Source organism: Thermostichus sp. MS-CIW-37 (genome assembly GCF_054060065.1).
The window spans coordinates 105166-119878 of the sequence record NZ_JBSSCV010000005.1 but is presented as its reverse complement, the minus strand read 5'-3'; the positions used below and the strand labels follow the sequence as shown (position 1 = coordinate 119878).

Sequence of the window (14713 nt, the reverse complement as noted above, 5' to 3'; positions counted from 1 at the left end):
GGCTTGCGACTGGGACACCTTGAGCTTGCAGGAGACGGTCAGGACTTGGGTCATGGTTCTATCATAACTTCCGCATTCCTCCCGACACTGACCCTGCGGGTACAGTGCGGGGCTCCTGCGATTTCTAGCTGAATGGGGCAGGGATCCCTATCACTTGCCCCTCGAAACCCTGAAGATGGCGAGAACCGGAGCTGTGCCATTGAGGAGCTTGCTAAGTGCTGCACAGCCTTGCTCAACACCTGAATTAGGGTCATCCCAATTGGGTCAAACTTCTTCAGGTTTTCACTTCCGAATCTCTCCTATCCAATAGATTTTGCAACCACACCTGAATATCCCGCAGGCTCTCCGGGGAAACTTCATGGCCCATCTCGTACTCGCGATAGGTAAAGTTCAGTGGCAGCGGGGCAAAATAATCCCTGATCTGGCGGCCAAAAGCAATCGGCAAAACAGCATCGGCAGTGCCATGAACTGCCAAGATGGCCAGGTGTTTCATCCGCTCCGGCTCCACCGCCTCGGCCAGGATCTCTGGAGATAAACGCCCACTCATCGCCACCACCCCTGCCAGCTTCTCCGGCTGGGTCAGAGCCAAATACAGGCTCATGATCGCCCCCTGGCTGAACCCCAGCAAATACACCTGGCTGGGATCCAAGGCAATACCCGGGATCCCACTGGGCAGCGTCTGTTCTAGAAAGCGGCTCAGGAGCTGGAGGCTATTGCGCGCTTGCTGGGGATCCCCCACCAGCCCTTCTGGCGTCCAGGCCATTTCAAACCAGGCAAACCCGCCTCCACTCCACGGAATAGGGGCTCTCAAGCTAATCACCGCCAACCGGGGATCCAGATAGGGGGCCAACTGGAACAAATCCCCCTCGTGGCTGCCGATCCCGTGCAGCATCACCAACACAGGTGCGGATCCCAAGCCGACCTGTCGAGGCGGCTGAAAGCGGTAGGTGAGGGGCAAAGAAGAAGGCACGCAGCGGATCCTCAAAGGCGGAGACAAGGTATGGCCGGCCTACGCCCAATCCTGGGGCTGGCGAAGCACCTGATGGAGCTTGGCTTCCCACGTGTCCGGTTGCGGCTCGTAGCCATATTCCCAGCGCACCAATGGCGGCAAAGACATCAAAATCGACTCGGTGCGGCCCTGGGTCTGGAGTCCAAAGATCGTGCCGCGGTCATAGACCAAGTTGAACTCCACGTAGCGCCCGCGACGATAGAGCTGGAATTGCCGTTCTCTCTCCCCCCATTCCATCCCCTGCCGCCGCTCCACAATCGGCACATAGGCCGGCAAGAAGGCTTCGCCACAGGCTTGCACCAACTGGAAAAGATGTTCCCAACTGCGGGATCCCACCCGCACCTGTAACGATGGTGGCTCAGAAGCCAGTTGTTCGGGATCCCCTTCCGCCTGACCTTCGGGCCGATAGAGCAGCCCAGGGCGTTCATCCTGATAGTCGAAGAAAATGCCGCCAACACCGCGCGCCTCGCCGCGATGGGGTAGGAAAAAGTAGCGATCGCACCAAATCTTGAAAACCGGGTAGTAGGCGGGATCCAAGCGGTCACAGGCTGCCTTGGCGGTGCGGTGAAAATGGGCCGCATCCTCCTCAAACAGGTAATAGGGGGTGAGATCCATCCCGCCCCCAAACCACCAAACCGGCCCCGCCTCGAAATAGCGATAGTTCAGGTGTACCGTCGGCACATAGGGGTTGCGAGGATGCAACACCATAGAGGTGCCTGTGGCGTAGAAAGGATGCCCTGCCGCTTCTGGACGCTGTTTCAGAATCGAAGGGGGCAGATGGGATCCGAACACCTCGGAAAAATTGACCCCCCCCTGCTCAAACACATCTCCCTGCTGAATGACCCGCGAGCGCCCACCCCCTCCTCCAGGGCGTTCCCAACGGTCTTCCCGAAACTTGGCTTTTCCGTCCAGGGCCTCCAGACGGGCACAGATGTCATCTTGTAGGCGCTGCATGAGCCGACTCACCTGTTGGCGGGCATCCACCGGCAGCGCTGCGGGGCTTGAGGTCAGCACCATAGTCTTCCAATCTCTCGAAACTCGCCAAAAACATCCCCCGCCCAGATAAACCCTCCCAGGCTGGGAGAACCGAACCAAAGAGTTCTAACCTGGCCGGGCAAGAAACTTTCTGTAAAATCCAGGCCGTTTTAGGATCTCACGTGGGAACCACCTCGTAGGGACGGAGCCGCGCCCACTTGTTCCGTTCCTCGCGAAAGCTCTGGCAGCCCACCACATCCCATTCCATCTCGGTGCCCCCATTGCGGATATTGACATTGATCTGGGGGCCCTGCGGCTCAAAATCCGGCGTCAGTGTGAGATGAGGTTGCTGATGCTGCGCTTCCACGGCATGGTAGGTGGTACAGCGATCCACATAGTAGCAGTGAATACAAATACACATGGCTGCTGCCTGCAAGAGACGGTTCCCAATCTCGAGGGTAGCATCCTGCCCCTTTCCAGACGGCGGATCCCCTCTTTCTCAGCCGATTCTTGAGATATTTCTTAGCAAAGAGAGGCATCTCCTCGTCTCTCGTCTAAAATCTCGACATATTTCTCAGGATGGGGCTTGATCTGTCCTTAGGATCGAACCATCCAGGCTATCCAGAGGAACTGCCATGAACACCCACACCCGCTACCGCTTCACCTGCACCCTCTCCTTTGGAGATATCTACGGCCAGATCATCGTTTGGCTGATTGTCATCTTTGCCAGCTTGGCCGCTGCCCTCTCCCTGATGAATAGCCCCCTCTACGCTTTTCTCACCATTGCTCTGATTTTGGTGATCTCCCTGCCTTTCCTGCTCTTCGCCTTCGTGACCACCCTGCTCAATCACATCGAGTTTTCCGTTGTCCCTCCTGAGGAAGAGGAAAATCGCGCTGCTGCTGCGGCTAAGTCGCCCGTGGCCGTCAGCTAGAAGCAACCAGCAGCCGGTTAGCGCTTGTCGGATGGATCCCTTGCCCCAAAGACACCCGTGCTGACTTGAAAAAAACCGCGGCTCTCTTGGTCTAGCGCTTGGGTTGGCTCCTGCAAGGCAAGCAGGTGGATGACTTTTTATTTGCAATTGTTTTACGATTGTTAATGTTAGGACTGTAAGGCACAGCTTTTTCCAGCCTTGTCCAGGTCTGCGGCTGAGCTACAGGCACCCTGTTGTGGGCAAAAGGGAGCTACGGCTCGGCTGTGGCGAGGCAGGGACTGGCTTCCTGCTCAGCAAGTTTTGGGAAAAGCGTTGAGTCGGCTTAGAAGAGGACTGGGTGTTTTGGGGCAGATGAAAAGTAGCTTGGTGCAGCTCGATTATCGAGTTTATAAGTTGGCGCGGCTGTTGAGCGAATATCTGGAGTTGGGGGAATGGGTTGCCCTGTCTGCTGGTTCGCTGGGTGAAGAGCCTTCCGGTAACGAACATCAGGCTTGGCTTGGCAGATTTTCAGCTTACCTGTCAGAGTCGGAGCAGGGTTCTTGCCCTGGCGTCGGTGAACGGGATCCCGTAGGCTAGGTAGGCCCTCCCCCACTGCACCCAACATGCGGATCCCTTCTTGGTGGCCGAAGCTCAGTTTTCAGGTTTGGCTAATCTTTGTCGGTCGGCTGCTTTCCCAAACCGGAACCGGCTTTACCCTGTTTTATGCCACCCTCTTTTTTGTCAATCAGGTAGGGCTGACCGCCACCCAAGTGGGCTTGGGGCTGGGCATTATGGCTTTTGCCGGGGTGTTTGGCCGCATCCTGGGCGGCTCGATGGCCGATGGAGCTTGGGGGCGCCGCTCCACTTTGATCCTCTCCCTGGCCATTTCCAGCTTGGGGTCGTTTGGGTTTGCGCTCTCCCATAACTTCTGGAGTTTTGCTCTGGCCAATGTGGCTGCAGGTTTGGGGCAGGGGTTGTACTGGCCGCCTGCAGAAGCGATTGTAGCGGATCTAACCACCCGCGAGCAGCGCAACGAAGCCTACGCCCTCAACCGTCTGGGGGACAACTTGGGCCTCAGCCTTGGGGTGGCTATGGCCAGCACGCTGGTGGCTCTGACGGGGGCCTATCGGCTCTTGTTTGTGATCGATGGTGTCACTTTTCTGATCTTTCTGGCGGTGCTTTGGTTTTTTATCCGGGAAACTCGGGCGACTTGTCCGGCAGCAGAGCCGGTGTTGGCAGGTTGGAAAACCGCTCTCAGGGATCGCTCCCTCTTGGTGTTTGGCCTGTCGAATATCCTGTTCACCACCTATGTCGCTCAGCTCAGCAGCAGCATGCCCCTCTACTTCCGCAATGGGGTAGGGATCCCAGAGGTGCAAATCGGCATTTTGTTTGCCTTACATGGGGCCTTGGTTGCTCTGCTGCAGATGCCGGTGGCCCGTTGGCTGAATCGCCGGACGCGCATTCAAGGGTTGCAGGGATCCGCCCTGATGTGGGGGGTGGGATTTCTTTTGGTTTGGCTTAGCGGTCTGGCGGCGGGATTGGGGTCGGTGGTGGCAGTCTTGGCGCTGGCGGTGCTCTCTTTGGCGTTGGTGAGCTACAACCCCTCTGCCTCTGCTTTGGTGGCGGATTTGGCACCGGATCACTTGCGGGGAGTGTATCTGTCGGTCAACTCTCTTTGTTGGTCGGCGGGGTTTGCCCTTGGCCCGATGATTGGGGGGATGGCCTTGGACTTGCCGCAACCGTGGGCAAGCGGGCTGTGGATCTTTTGGGTGATCACCGTCAGTTGGGTTTGGGGGATCCTCGGCTTTCTAAACCGCATTCTGCCCTGCAAGGTGAATAGAACCGCAGCGCCTCTGGTGATGGAGCCCGCTCCCCTCGGTGATGCGGAACGCTAGAGCCTAGAAAGGAGACAGATCTCGGGATCCCAATCTTGGCCAACAGTTTGCCAGGGTATGGATGATGACTTTTAGATGGAATAGATAGAACGCCAGGGATCCCTGGCTAGCGCTGAAATTGCAGGGCCTTTCCCCGCACCGAGGGATCCACACGGCCATTTTGAAAGGCGATCTGCCCGCCCACGAGGGTTAGCAGTGGCCAGCCTACCAGCTCCCACCCTTCAAAGGGGCTCCAGCGGCATTTGGTCAACAGTTCTTCTCGCCGCACCGGCTTGGGGGTATGGCGATCCACCAACACCAAGTCAGCATCGTAGCCCACTTGCAGTCGTCCTTTGTTAGGGATCCCGTAGAGGCGGGCCGGCGCCTCACACATCCACCGCACCACCTGCGCCAGCGTACAACGCCCCTGCTGGGCTGCCGTCAACATCAGAGGCAAAGCGGTTTCCACGCCGGGCATACCGGAAGGGGAGTGGGGATAGGGCTGAGCCTTTTCTTCCAAAGTATGAGGGGCATGGTCGGTGGCAATGCAATCCAGGATCCCGTCGTGCAGCCCCTGCCACAGTTGGGCCAGGTTAGCGGGATCCCGCAGGGGGGGGTTCATCTGGGCCAGGGATCCCAGACGAGCGTAATCGGCGGTGCTGAGCAGTAGGTGTTGGGGGGTCACCTCTGCCGTCACCCAAGCTGGCTTGTGCTGGCGCAGCAGCTCGACCTCTAGACCGGTGGAAAGGTGCAAAATGTGTAGGCGATGGCGGTAGCGGGTGGCCAAGTCCAAAGCCCGCCGTGAGGCGATCAGGGCCGATTCCTCGTCCTGAATTTGCGAGTGAACAGCTACGTCTGTGCGTCCGGCAAACAGGGCCTTACGAGCTGTGATGCGAGACAAATCTTCGGCATGGACGGCAATTAAAAAGTTGGGATCCGTTTCCCCGAAAATCCGTTCTAGCGCCGCCTGATCATCCACCAAGAGGGGGCCATGCATGGATCCCATGAAGATTTTGATGCCACAGGCTCCCTGCACCGTTTGCAGCTCTTTTAGGTTATCGGCAGTGGCCCCGATAAAAAAGCCGTAATTGACTACACACTTGCTGGCCGCACGGGCCAGCTTGTCATCCAGCGTCGCTTGGTCAATCGTCAGGGGGTCGGTGTTGGGCATCTCCAAAAAGCTGGTCACCCCGCCCCGGGCACAGGCCCAGGATCCCGTCTGCAGGTCTTCTTTGTGCTCGCGGCCAGGCTCGCGAAAGTGAACTTGGGGATCGATAACCCCCGGCATCAGGGTATGGCCCTCAGCGTCAATGATCCTTGCCACCCCTTCTGGCGAGAGGTTTGGGCCGATTTGGGCAATGCGCCCCTCCCGCACCAGCACATCTCCCCGCCAGGGATCCCCTTCCGGCACCAGCAGCTCAGCATTTCGGATCAGCAAATCGCCAGACAAAGCTCCGCCCTCCCTCAAAGGCGCTCTCAGAATAACACCAACCCCAGTCGGAGCGCGTTAAGAATTGGCTGAGCACCACTTCATCTGCAAAAGGGCTGTAATCTGGGATGGGGGCTAAGATCGGTAGGATGTCCGACAAGGGGCTGTAGCTCAGATGGATAGAGCAAGCGCCTCCTAAGCGCTAGGTCGGCGGTTCAAGTCCGCCCAGTCCCGTCTCCTCAAGCCGCCAAATCTCGCCCAGGCAAGTCAATGATAAAGGTTGCAGGAGTTGTGCAGGTCGTAGCCAGAGACCAGAACCTCTTGCTGGCGATCCCCGAGGCCAATGTCACAGCGCAGGGGATCCCCACCAGCAGTTGTGTAGGTGTAAGACTCAGTCATCCAACGAATGCCGCTTGGGCCAGGTGTGGGAGGAACAACTTCGGGAAGACGGTAGTTGTAGGCTTGCCAGGGATCTTGTAAATAGCGATCCCCGTGGATCCCTCCGAATTCAATATCGGCGTAGCCGGAGGGATAAACCGTAAAGTCCATGCGGAAGATTTCCGAAGCACGGCCAACGGTCGCCAAAGCTGTTTGGGCTTCAGCAACTCTGGAACGGCGAATGTGGTTAAGCAGGTTGGGAATGGCCACCGCGCAGAGAGTACCGACAATCACAATGACCACAAGCAACTCGATCAATGTCATGCCACGAGGAGCTGCAGTGGCCAGACGGAAAAGGATTCTCCTGAGATAGACTTCATGAAGGGAAAACCGATTCATGACAGCCTCAGCCCCACTTTGGGAGAAATCAGGCACCCGGCTAAACCCGAAGGATCTTGCCCTGGTATTCAAGCCTTTTCTTGGTCTCAGGTTACCCTTCGCAGACCCAAAACTTTCCTCATCAAATCATGTGAACTCCTGAATCCAAAACCCCACTGGATATCAACTGTAGGTAAATTTTTTGTAAACTGGCTTCAAGTTTTAAGGCCAGATAAATCTGAGTTCACTGTGAACTGTTTTCGCGGCTGTCTATGGGGTGACACTGCCAGTTGCTACTGCCCCAAACTTTTATGTGTTACCCATTTTTGGAACAGCAACAGATGAATTTTTGCCTGTGGCTATCTCAATCCTATGGACGGGAATGTCAGACTTATGGTCATTTCGATTCAAACTGGGGCACTGACCCACGCCTAAAACCTTTACTTTCAGAGCGGCGGGAGCTTTGGCAGGATGAGTACGTCGTTCTCAGCCCCCTGTTGGGATGAGGCAATACCCCGATTAGCCCAAGATGTCTATACAGCGGCGAATCAATACCTCGCTCATGCGTTGGCGGTAAAGGGCGCTGGCCCGAAAATCCGCGATCCAGCCGTGGGCTTGCTCTGCCAAAAGTTGGGGAAGGTGTTCTGGATTGGGCCGGGATCCCATCTGGATCAGTTGTGGGGGCGAAAGGGCGGCATTGAGCCCGAAGCGATAGTTGCCTGAGTCGGGATCGCGCGATCCGGCAACGATCACCAGGGCGGGATCCGTTTGGGTGATGCCGAGCCGCTGAAAGGTGCTGGGGCTGCGCAGGCGTTGGGCCGGGATCCAGATGGATCGCAAGGCTTCCCCCGGCTGCAGCAGAGTTTGTTGGGGGCCGGTTTGAAAGTCCTGAGCGGGGATGTGGCGCAGGGATCCCTGCAGATCGATCAGCGTGTAGGTGGCCTCAAGGGCGATCAACACGGGCGCTACGACACCGACACTCAGGGCCAGACAGAGATTTCCCCCTATCGTTGCCAGATGGGCCACTTTGAAAGAGGCCAAAGATGCCATTCCCTCGCACAGGGCGCGGATCCCCGGCCAATGGGGCGGCCAAGGGTATTGCAGCAGTTGCTGGAAGGTACAGGTTGCCCCCAGTTTTAGCCCTTCTGCGCTGATTTCCAGCTCATTCCAGCCCAGAGGATGCAAATCGACCAGTCCCCGCAGGTGGGGTTGCGGCTGGGAGAAGAGCCAAGTCCCCCCGGCCAGCCAGTTCCAGCCGGGATCCCAGGCGGTCAAGTCCTCAAGCTGTCGGGGACGAATGTAAGTGTGCAGATGGTGCAGATCCATCAGTTCTCTCAGGCGCTGAAGGGAATCAAGGGGTTGTAGCTTCGCCCCAAAAACCCTGGGCAGGGATCCAGACTGCAGGCTTCAGGGGGCTAGAGAGCTTCCTGAAAGCATTGGGCGAGGGCCTGGCATAGCTCAGGGACAACATCAGCAGGCCAAAAACCTTCTCCGCGCCGGCCTTGATGCAATTGCACGTAGAGGCCCCAGGCGGTGGCGCTGCCGCTGGCAATCAACGTCAAAGCAGGGCAAGTCTGCTCCAGCGTAATGCCCTCCTCCGCCATCAGTTGGGATGCGATGGCCTTCATATCCTGCTGCAGGCGCTGCACCCCCTGCACAAACGCTTGCCACTCCTCCTGAGTGAGCTCCAGCGCCCAGGTTTCTCCCCCCACCAGGGCAACAAAAGGGGAACGGGTGGGATCCCAGCCCAGCCGCCAGCCGGATCCCTTGTGCAAAGAGGGGCGGCGTCCCGCCGTGGCGATTGGGAACCCGTCGTCGGGAACAGACATGCGAGGAAAAGCATCCATGGTGCTCCGCACCGCTAACGCGACCACTGCAGGTGGGCCAGAAAAGATGCGGGTAAAATCGACAGGGTGTGTTTTAGGATAAAGCGGCCATGGCCAGTTGTCAGCCTCCCACTGCCAAACCTCGCCGGTTTTCAAGGACTTCGTCCTGCAAGCAGAGCACCCTCATTTCCGGCTTGGGCCTGTTGCTGACGGCCTTGGCGCTCCATGCCGCCGACGCGACCGGCGTTGGCGAAGAGACCTTTGCCACGGCGGCCACCCCCGAAAACCCAATCCTGCACATAGGCATTGTGCAACGCTTTGGCCGTTCTGAGACGGATCAGGTGGAGCTGGCAGCGCCGACGGGATCCCTTCTCACCCTGGAATTTGCCCAAGCAGACGGCAGCACCCAAACGCAGCGAACGCCTCGGGTCAGCATTGGCATTGTCAATCACGCCCTGACCTCCCCGGAAACCGTATATCGTCTAATTCTCAGCAGCCACAAAAGCTTTGAGAGTGCCGAGGCCAATGCCAACCATTGGCAGTCTCTGGGCATTAGCACCGAGATCGCCCAGCCGCAAGAATGGCAGGTGTGGGCCAGCCGCGCCTACACCCCGCAACAACTGGCCCAGATTCAGCAGTATGCCCAGAAAGAAGGGATCCCCCATGTGCGGCTCGAGGTGCAGGAGCGGCGAGAACGGGCGGAGCTGAGCTGGATCCATGAACACTTTCGCTACCACCGCACCCGCCTCAGGGTGACCTCTGATGCCGGCTATCTACGGGTGAACGACCACTACTATGCCGGATCCATCACCTTTCAGCCCAATGCCTACGGCAGCTACACTGTGGTCAATGCCGTGCCTCTGGAAACCTATTTGCGGGGGGTAGTTCCCCACGAGGTGGGGCCAGGGGCCCCTTTTGCCGCGATGGCCGCCCAGGCGATTTTGGCGCGCACCTACGCCCTCAAGAACCTCCACCGCTTTCAGGTTGACGATTATCAGCTCTGCGCCAATACCCATTGCCAGGTTTACAAGGGGTTGACCGGAACTCACCCACGGGCAGACGAAGCCATTCGCCAAACCAGTGGCCTGGTGCTCACCTACAATGGCGAGCTGGTGGATGCTGTCTATTCCTCTACCAATGGCGGCATCTCGGCGGCCTTTGAAGATGTTTGGGACGGGGATCCGCGCCCCTACCTGCGCCGGCAAGCGGATATTGCCCATCAACCGGGTAAGCCCTTGGATTTGCGGCAGGAGAGCAGCTTCCAGGCGTTTTTGGCCCAACGAGAGGGCTTCAACGAAGCAGGGGTATCCCGCCTATTCCGCTGGGAGTTCTCCCTATCTCTGGAGGAGCTGAACACCCAGTTGCGCGCCGGCCAAGACTACCTGGGGATCCCCATGCCCACTTGGAGCAGCATCGCGGGAATGCAGATCCTGGAGCGCTCCGCCAGTGGCCGGGTGCAGGCGATGCAATTGGACTTGCAGACGGCAGAAGGGATCCACTCCATTCTTTTGCGCAAAGATCAGGTGCGCTTGGCTTTTCCCCGCCTGTACAGCACCCTGTTTCGGATAGAGCCTCTCAAACAAGGGGAGCGATTGGCGGGCTATCGCTTTATCGGCGGCGGCTTCGGCCATGGGGTGGGCTTGAGCCAGTACGGCTCCTATACCCTGGCTCGGCAGGGGTTTAACGCGGCGCAAATCCTCGCTTTTTACTACCCCGGCACCACCTTGGCCCCGCTGGGATCCCTCTCCCTGCAGTTGCCTGCCGTCTCAGCAGCCTACTCCGTCCGCTAGAGATTCAGCTAGAAGCCACAGGAGCCCTGCCCTCTGCCCACAGGGCGAGGGTCGGGAGGAATGCAAGGTTGTGTTGATCTTTATATTTGAGCCAAAAGAGAGCACTGACGAGATAGAGAAAACTCAAGAAGTTTCTTGCCAATTTGTCAAAACGAGAAAATAGATGTCGGTACTGCTTTAAGATCAACACGACCTAGCTTAGGGCAACGCTGAAGAACTCCACCGCTTCTGCCAACACGTCCAAAAAGCGATCCACCTCCGCCAAGGTGTTGTACAGGTAAACACTGGCTCGGGCAGTGGACTGTACTCCCAAATAGCAATGGAGAGGCTGAGTGCAGTGGTGCCCTGCTCGAACGGCAATGCCCTGCTCATCCAGCAAGGTAGACAGGTCGTGAGGATGGACGGCCTCCACCGAAAAGCTGACCAGCCCTGCCCGTCGCGCCGGATCCTTGGGGCCATAAACCCTAATACCCGCTATGCGCTGGATCCCGTCCAACAGGTGGGCAATCAACCTTTGTTCGTGGGCATGAACCCGCTCCAGACCGATCTGGCTCAAGTAATCTACGGCTGCCCCTAACCCCACCGCCTGGGCAATCGCCGGCGTACCGGCTTCAAATTTGTGGGGGATATCCGCATAGGTGGCGTGATCCCAGTACACATCGGCGATCATCTCTCCCCCGCCCAAAAAGGGAGGCATCGCTCGCAGCAGCTCCCGCCTGCCGTAGAGGACGCCGATCCCCGTCGGGCCACACATCTTGTGCCCCGAAAAGGCCAGCCAATCGCAATTCAGCGCCTGGACATCCACAGGCATGTGGGGCACACTCTGGCAAGCATCCAGCAGAACCTTGGCCCCGTAGCGATGGGCCAGCTCAGTCATCTCCTGGACGGGATTGATGGATCCCAGCATGTTGGAGACCTGGGTTACCGCCACCAAGCGGGTGCGGTCGCTGAGCAAAGACCGGTAGTGCTCCAGATCCAGCTCTCCCTCTGGCGTGATCTGGATGAACTTGAGGTGGGCTCCCGTCCTTTGGGCCACCCATTGCCACGGGATCAGGTTGCTGTGATGCTCCATCACCGAGAGGACGATCTCATCCCCCCGCTCCAGATGGCTCAAGCCCCAACTGTAGGCCACCAGATTGATGGCTTCGCTGGCATTGCGGGTGTAAATGATCTCCTGAGGAGAAGGCGCGTTCACAAAACGAGCGATCTTTTCCCGCGCCCCCTCATAGGCATCTGTGGCTTCGTTGCTCAGCGTATGCACCCCGCGATGCACGTTGGCATTGCAGTGTCGATAGTAATGATCCATCGCCTGCAGGACTGCCAGTGGCTTTTGAGAAGTGGCAGCGTTGTCAAAGTAGATCAGCGGGTGGCCGTTGATCTGGCGCTGCAAAATCGGAAAATCTGACCGCACCTGGGCAGCCAGGTCGAAAGAATGATCAAGCTTGAAAGAAGAAAGGGGGGATACCGCCATAGTCTGCGCAAAAGGCCTGCTTCCCTCAGTATGACATCGCTTCCGGCCAGCCCTCGGCCAACCCCTCTGCCCAAACCGTTGCAACGGCCAGGGATCCCTTCCGCCCTGACCTGAAAGCGAAACTTGTCACAAAATGTAACTTTGTGTTAAGTTTGGTTACAGCAACCAATACGAGGTATTAGCAATGCAATCGTCTCCCAGAATCCCTTCTCGCTTGGACTCCGCTTCTGTTGCCCAGTACTACGACACCACCAACGACTGGATCCCAGGCTGGACAGAGCAAGCGGAGCGTTGGAATGGACGCTTGGCCATGTTGGGCTTGGTGATCAGCATTGCTACAGAAGCGGTGCTGGGCCACAGTGTTTTTGCCAGCACTCTCGCCCAGTGGCTAGGTCTGCAATAACCTGCAATAATTTGTCGAAGAACTTTTCGGTAGAGCCACATTGGACATCTCACAGACTTTCTCTTCGGCTTTGAGATGTTACAGCTCTACCCTTTTTGGGAGCTTTTTCACCCTTCAATCCCTATCTCGACAGTCCGATGATGCTTGACAATCCCTTCCTCCCCTACATTGCCGTCATGGTGGCCGGGCTGGTGGCCGCTGTTGTGATTGGCTCGATGGCTTTCTTCAACTCCAAGCGCCCTGCTGGCTGGGAAGGCGCCGGTCGCCCGCGGTACGTGCCGCAGTACGGTCAAGACGGCGATACCCCGCCGGAGTGGGAGATTGGCTGGACGGAGAAGGCCGAGCGATGGAACGGACGGCTGGCCATGCTGGGGTTTGCCATCAGTGTTTTGGTAGAGGCCATAGTGGGCCACAGCGTGTTTGCCTCTGCACTGGGGATCCGCTGATCCCAGTTGAAAGCTGTCTGATGGCTGGAAGAATTGGAAAATGGCAGCCGGAGAGCTCCGCCTCTCTTCTTCTGGCTTTGACTAAGCCTTTGCCAGTACCCCAAGCTGGAGCTGGCCGCAGATGCAAGTCACTGCTGGCCTTCAGCCTTTACCACTGGATAATCTTTTTCTGAACAGCTGTCATGCACATGGCAATGCGGGCGTTGATCTCATCCTCAGAGCCGAAAATATCTAGCTTTTCTTTGAGCCTTTGGATACAGTTTTGTACGGTCTTCTTGCTGGTGTGAATGCGATCGGCAATGGCTTGGTCGGTGAGGGCTTCTTTGCAGAGCAAATTCAAGACCTCAATTTCTCGTTCCGTCAGCTTCGTAAGACCGCGCAACTCCCGCGGCATGCGCAATTCTCCATTGAGGGCACTTTTGGCCCCCTCCAAAAACACGGTGCGCCGTTCCATTTTGTTGACCGCGGCAAACCCACCCTGGTGTTTGCTGATCAGGCCCACCAATGGAGTGAGCAGCAGCGGCTCGCTGGAATAGGCCATCACATTCAAGGTGGGGTAGTTCTCAAAGATATGACGCAGGAACTCTAGGCCAGGCTCGGCAGACTGCTCCCCGCTGGTTTGACCGTAGAGCAGATCGGCTACAACCAAGTCCGGTTGTTCCCGCTGCAAGCGCAGGATGGCGTCCATGGGATTGGTGACCGTAATACATTGAGCATCTGCTGCAATGCGTTGCAGCCACTCACAGTTGTTTTGAGCCACCTCTGGATGATCTTCGACGATCAAAAACTTGAGCGGGGCAGTGGCGCTTTCAACCTCGGGCATCAATCCACTCCTCTAAATCCTTATCTTGTAGTCCATTCTCTGCCGAGCGAGCTTGGCCGAGATGCGTTCGTCGGCAAGGGATCCGTCTGCAAGCATAGCTCCCAGCCGACTACCCCAGTGTAGCCTCAGGTAGGGGCTTAGAGGTGAGCCTGGGGGGGTGGGAAAGGACAGGTTAGGCTAGAGGGTGACGTCAACCGGATCTGAACTGTGGTACCCCTGCAAGATCGCAACCCAACCACCCGCACAGCCTATGTCACTTATGCCCTGGTGATCGTTAACATCTTAATTTTTCTGTACCAGCTAACCCTGTCGCCACAAGAGCTGGCAGCTTTTTTCCGGGAGTGGGCAGTGGTACCGACAGAGTTGACGGCCAGTTTTCGAGGGGAGCTCACCTCTTCGTCGCGTCCGGAATGGATAACCCTATTCACCTCACAATTTCTGCATGGGGGCTTTCTCCACATTGGCGGGAACATGCTTTTTTTGTGGGTTTTCGGCAACAACGTTGAGGATCGCTTGGGCCATGTGCGCTACCTCATCTTTTACCTGGCTTGCGGAGCTTTGGCTGCATTAACGCAGTGGTTTTTCGACATGGGATCCCCCATTCCTTCACTGGGGGCAAGCGGCGCTATTGCTGGCGTATTGGGAGCGTATATTTTGCGTTTTCCACGGGCCGAGATTCTGACCCTGGTGCCCTTGGGTATTTTCATCACAACCCTCTACGTTCCGGCTTGGGTGTTCCTAGGCTTTTGGTTCATCCAGCAAGCCTTCTACGGCATTGCCAGCCTACAGACGCCTACCAACATCGGTATGCAGGGTGGGGGGATTGCCTATTGGGCCCATGCGGGCGGTTTTGTGTTTGGGGCCATTTTGGGGCCGCTAATGGGTTTGTTTTCCGGCAAAAGCCCTTATGACCGCCAAATGACATGGCAACAACGCGACAGGGATCTGTTTTGATTTGATCAGCTTTGATACTTTCTCAGTCTATTGTTAATCGGATAGC

The 14713-nt window shown here is 57.3% G+C and carries 16 protein-coding genes, 1 tRNA gene and 1 pseudogene; 8 read left to right on the top strand and 10 right to left on the bottom strand.

Annotation, left to right across the window (positions count from 1 at the left end; all coding sequences use genetic code 11):
• Positions 1-274 precede the first annotated feature (274 nt).
• The 3 genes from ACVWYZ_RS04140 to ACVWYZ_RS04130 all read right to left on the bottom strand — a co-directional run bounded on the left by ACVWYZ_RS04140 (position 275) and on the right by ACVWYZ_RS04130 (position 2405).
• A complete protein-coding gene (locus ACVWYZ_RS04140) occupies positions 275-970 on the bottom strand; it encodes an alpha/beta hydrolase (RefSeq protein ID WP_457466192.1) in 696 nt (231 codons plus the stop codon).
• A gap of 39 nt (positions 971-1009) precedes the next feature.
• Positions 1010-2026, bottom strand: a complete 1017-nt coding sequence (gene hemF, locus ACVWYZ_RS04135) for an oxygen-dependent coproporphyrinogen oxidase (protein WP_457466190.1) — start codon at positions 2024-2026, stop codon at positions 1010-1012.
• A 136-nt stretch (positions 2027-2162) separates the two neighbouring features.
• A complete protein-coding gene (locus tag ACVWYZ_RS04130) occupies positions 2163-2405 on the bottom strand; it encodes a Ycf34 family protein (RefSeq protein ID WP_414358294.1) in 243 nt (80 codons plus the stop codon).
• 214 nt (positions 2406-2619) lie between these two features.
• Between ACVWYZ_RS04130 and ACVWYZ_RS04125 the strand changes: the two genes are divergently transcribed.
• From ACVWYZ_RS04125 to ACVWYZ_RS04115, 3 genes are all read left to right on the top strand, one after another.
• Entirely contained in the window at positions 2620-2916 is a 297-nt protein-coding gene (locus ACVWYZ_RS04125) for a hypothetical protein (RefSeq protein WP_457466188.1), read from the top strand.
• Positions 2917-3267: 351 nt separating this feature from the next.
• Positions 3268-3492 (top strand): hypothetical protein, encoded by a 225-nt coding sequence (locus ACVWYZ_RS04120; RefSeq protein WP_414374684.1) that lies wholly within the window; start codon positions 3268-3270, stop codon positions 3490-3492.
• A gap of 26 nt (positions 3493-3518) precedes the next feature.
• Positions 3519-4790, top strand: coding sequence for an MDR family MFS transporter (locus tag ACVWYZ_RS04115; RefSeq protein ID WP_414358292.1), 1272 nt, complete (start codon positions 3519-3521; stop codon positions 4788-4790).
• Positions 4791-4896: 106 nt separating this feature from the next.
• On the opposite strand, the gene ACVWYZ_RS04110 is transcribed toward ACVWYZ_RS04115, so the two are convergent.
• Complete coding sequence (locus ACVWYZ_RS04110; RefSeq protein ID WP_414374683.1) at positions 4897-6219, bottom strand: dihydroorotase; 1323 nt, start codon at positions 6217-6219, stop codon at positions 4897-4899.
• A gap of 139 nt (positions 6220-6358) precedes the next feature.
• Here ACVWYZ_RS04110 and ACVWYZ_RS04105 point away from each other — a divergent pair.
• Positions 6359-6432: transfer RNA gene (locus tag ACVWYZ_RS04105), tRNA-Arg, on the top strand.
• Between the two features lie 33 nt (positions 6433-6465).
• Here ACVWYZ_RS04105 and ACVWYZ_RS04100 read toward each other — a convergent pair.
• From ACVWYZ_RS04100 to ACVWYZ_RS04090, 3 genes are all read right to left on the bottom strand, one after another.
• Positions 6466-6900: a type IV pilin protein gene (locus tag ACVWYZ_RS04100; protein ID WP_414400579.1), complete on the bottom strand. Its 435-nt coding sequence runs from the start codon at positions 6898-6900 to the stop codon at positions 6466-6468.
• Between the two features lie 573 nt (positions 6901-7473).
• Positions 7474-8280 (bottom strand): FAD binding domain-containing protein, encoded by an 807-nt coding sequence (locus ACVWYZ_RS04095; protein WP_414408849.1) that lies wholly within the window; start codon positions 8278-8280, stop codon positions 7474-7476.
• 89 nt (positions 8281-8369) lie between these two features.
• A complete protein-coding gene (locus ACVWYZ_RS04090; protein ID WP_457466184.1) occupies positions 8370-8801 on the bottom strand; it encodes a DUF1818 family protein in 432 nt (143 codons plus the stop codon).
• A gap of 89 nt (positions 8802-8890) precedes the next feature.
• On the opposite strand from ACVWYZ_RS04090, the gene ACVWYZ_RS04085 reads away from it, so the two are divergent.
• Positions 8891-10570 carry a SpoIID/LytB domain-containing protein gene (locus ACVWYZ_RS04085; protein ID WP_457466182.1) on the top strand — a complete coding sequence of 560 codons (1680 nt, stop codon included), beginning with the start codon at positions 8891-8893 and terminating at the stop codon, positions 10568-10570.
• Positions 10571-10655: 85 nt separating this feature from the next.
• Here ACVWYZ_RS04085 and ACVWYZ_RS04080 read toward each other — a convergent pair.
• Both ACVWYZ_RS04080 and ACVWYZ_RS04075 read right to left on the bottom strand, forming a co-directional pair.
• A pseudogene (locus ACVWYZ_RS04080) lies at positions 10656-10751 on the bottom strand (IS5-like element ISSoc13 family transposase); the annotation flags it as partial.
• A gap of 12 nt (positions 10752-10763) precedes the next feature.
• The gene (locus ACVWYZ_RS04075) at positions 10764-12041 is read right to left on the bottom strand and encodes a cysteine desulfurase (RefSeq protein ID WP_414374674.1); all 1278 of its coding nucleotides are present in this window, start codon (positions 12039-12041) and stop codon (positions 10764-10766) included.
• Positions 12042-12225: 184 nt separating this feature from the next.
• Here ACVWYZ_RS04075 and ACVWYZ_RS04070 point away from each other — a divergent pair, with 184 nt between their 5' ends.
• Both ACVWYZ_RS04070 and psb35 read left to right on the top strand, forming a co-directional pair.
• Positions 12226-12444, top strand: coding sequence for a hypothetical protein (locus ACVWYZ_RS04070; RefSeq protein ID WP_011433585.1), 219 nt, complete (start codon positions 12226-12228; stop codon positions 12442-12444).
• Positions 12445-12581: 137 nt separating this feature from the next.
• Positions 12582-12890: a photosystem II assembly protein Psb35 gene (gene psb35, locus ACVWYZ_RS04065; protein WP_457466180.1), complete on the top strand. Its 309-nt coding sequence runs from the start codon at positions 12582-12584 to the stop codon at positions 12888-12890.
• A gap of 148 nt (positions 12891-13038) precedes the next feature.
• Here the strand turns inward: psb35 and ACVWYZ_RS04060 are convergent, their stop codons facing one another.
• The gene (locus ACVWYZ_RS04060; protein ID WP_457466178.1) at positions 13039-13713 is read right to left on the bottom strand and encodes a response regulator transcription factor; all 675 of its coding nucleotides are present in this window, start codon (positions 13711-13713) and stop codon (positions 13039-13041) included.
• Between the two features lie 207 nt (positions 13714-13920).
• Between ACVWYZ_RS04060 and ACVWYZ_RS04055 the strand changes: the two genes are divergently transcribed.
• The gene (locus tag ACVWYZ_RS04055) at positions 13921-14667 is read left to right on the top strand and encodes a rhomboid family intramembrane serine protease (RefSeq protein ID WP_457466176.1); all 747 of its coding nucleotides are present in this window, start codon (positions 13921-13923) and stop codon (positions 14665-14667) included.
• The last annotated feature ends 46 nt before the right edge of the window (positions 14668-14713 follow it).

Bases quoted from the DNA above. Each gene is read 5' to 3' on its own strand.
- hemF (WP_457466190.1), bottom strand. From the start codon at position 2,026: ATGGTGCTGACCTCAAGCCCCGCAGCGCTGCCGGTGGATGCCCGCCAA.
- ACVWYZ_RS04130 (WP_414358294.1), bottom strand. From the start codon at position 2,405: ATGTGTATTTGTATTCACTGCTACTATGTGGATCGCTGTACCACCTAC.
- ACVWYZ_RS04125 (WP_457466188.1), top strand. From the start codon at position 2,620: ATGAACACCCACACCCGCTACCGCTTCACCTGCACCCTCTCCTTTGGA.
- ACVWYZ_RS04120 (WP_414374684.1), top strand. From the start codon at position 3,268: ATGAAAAGTAGCTTGGTGCAGCTCGATTATCGAGTTTATAAGTTGGCG.
- ACVWYZ_RS04115 (WP_414358292.1), top strand. From the start codon at position 3,519: ATGCGGATCCCTTCTTGGTGGCCGAAGCTCAGTTTTCAGGTTTGGCTA.
- ACVWYZ_RS04100 (WP_414400579.1), bottom strand. From the start codon at position 6,900: ATGACATTGATCGAGTTGCTTGTGGTCATTGTGATTGTCGGTACTCTC.
- ACVWYZ_RS04095 (WP_414408849.1), bottom strand. From the start codon at position 8,280: ATGGATCTGCACCATCTGCACACTTACATTCGTCCCCGACAGCTTGAG.
- ACVWYZ_RS04090 (WP_457466184.1), bottom strand. From the start codon at position 8,801: ATGGATGCTTTTCCTCGCATGTCTGTTCCCGACGACGGGTTCCCAATC.
- ACVWYZ_RS04085 (WP_457466182.1), top strand. From the start codon at position 8,891: ATGGCCAGTTGTCAGCCTCCCACTGCCAAACCTCGCCGGTTTTCAAGG.
- ACVWYZ_RS04075 (WP_414374674.1), bottom strand. From the start codon at position 12,041: ATGGCGGTATCCCCCCTTTCTTCTTTCAAGCTTGATCATTCTTTCGAC.
- ACVWYZ_RS04070 (WP_011433585.1), top strand. From the start codon at position 12,226: ATGCAATCGTCTCCCAGAATCCCTTCTCGCTTGGACTCCGCTTCTGTT.
- psb35 (WP_457466180.1), top strand. From the start codon at position 12,582: ATGATGCTTGACAATCCCTTCCTCCCCTACATTGCCGTCATGGTGGCC.
- ACVWYZ_RS04060 (WP_457466178.1), bottom strand. From the start codon at position 13,713: ATGCCCGAGGTTGAAAGCGCCACTGCCCCGCTCAAGTTTTTGATCGTC.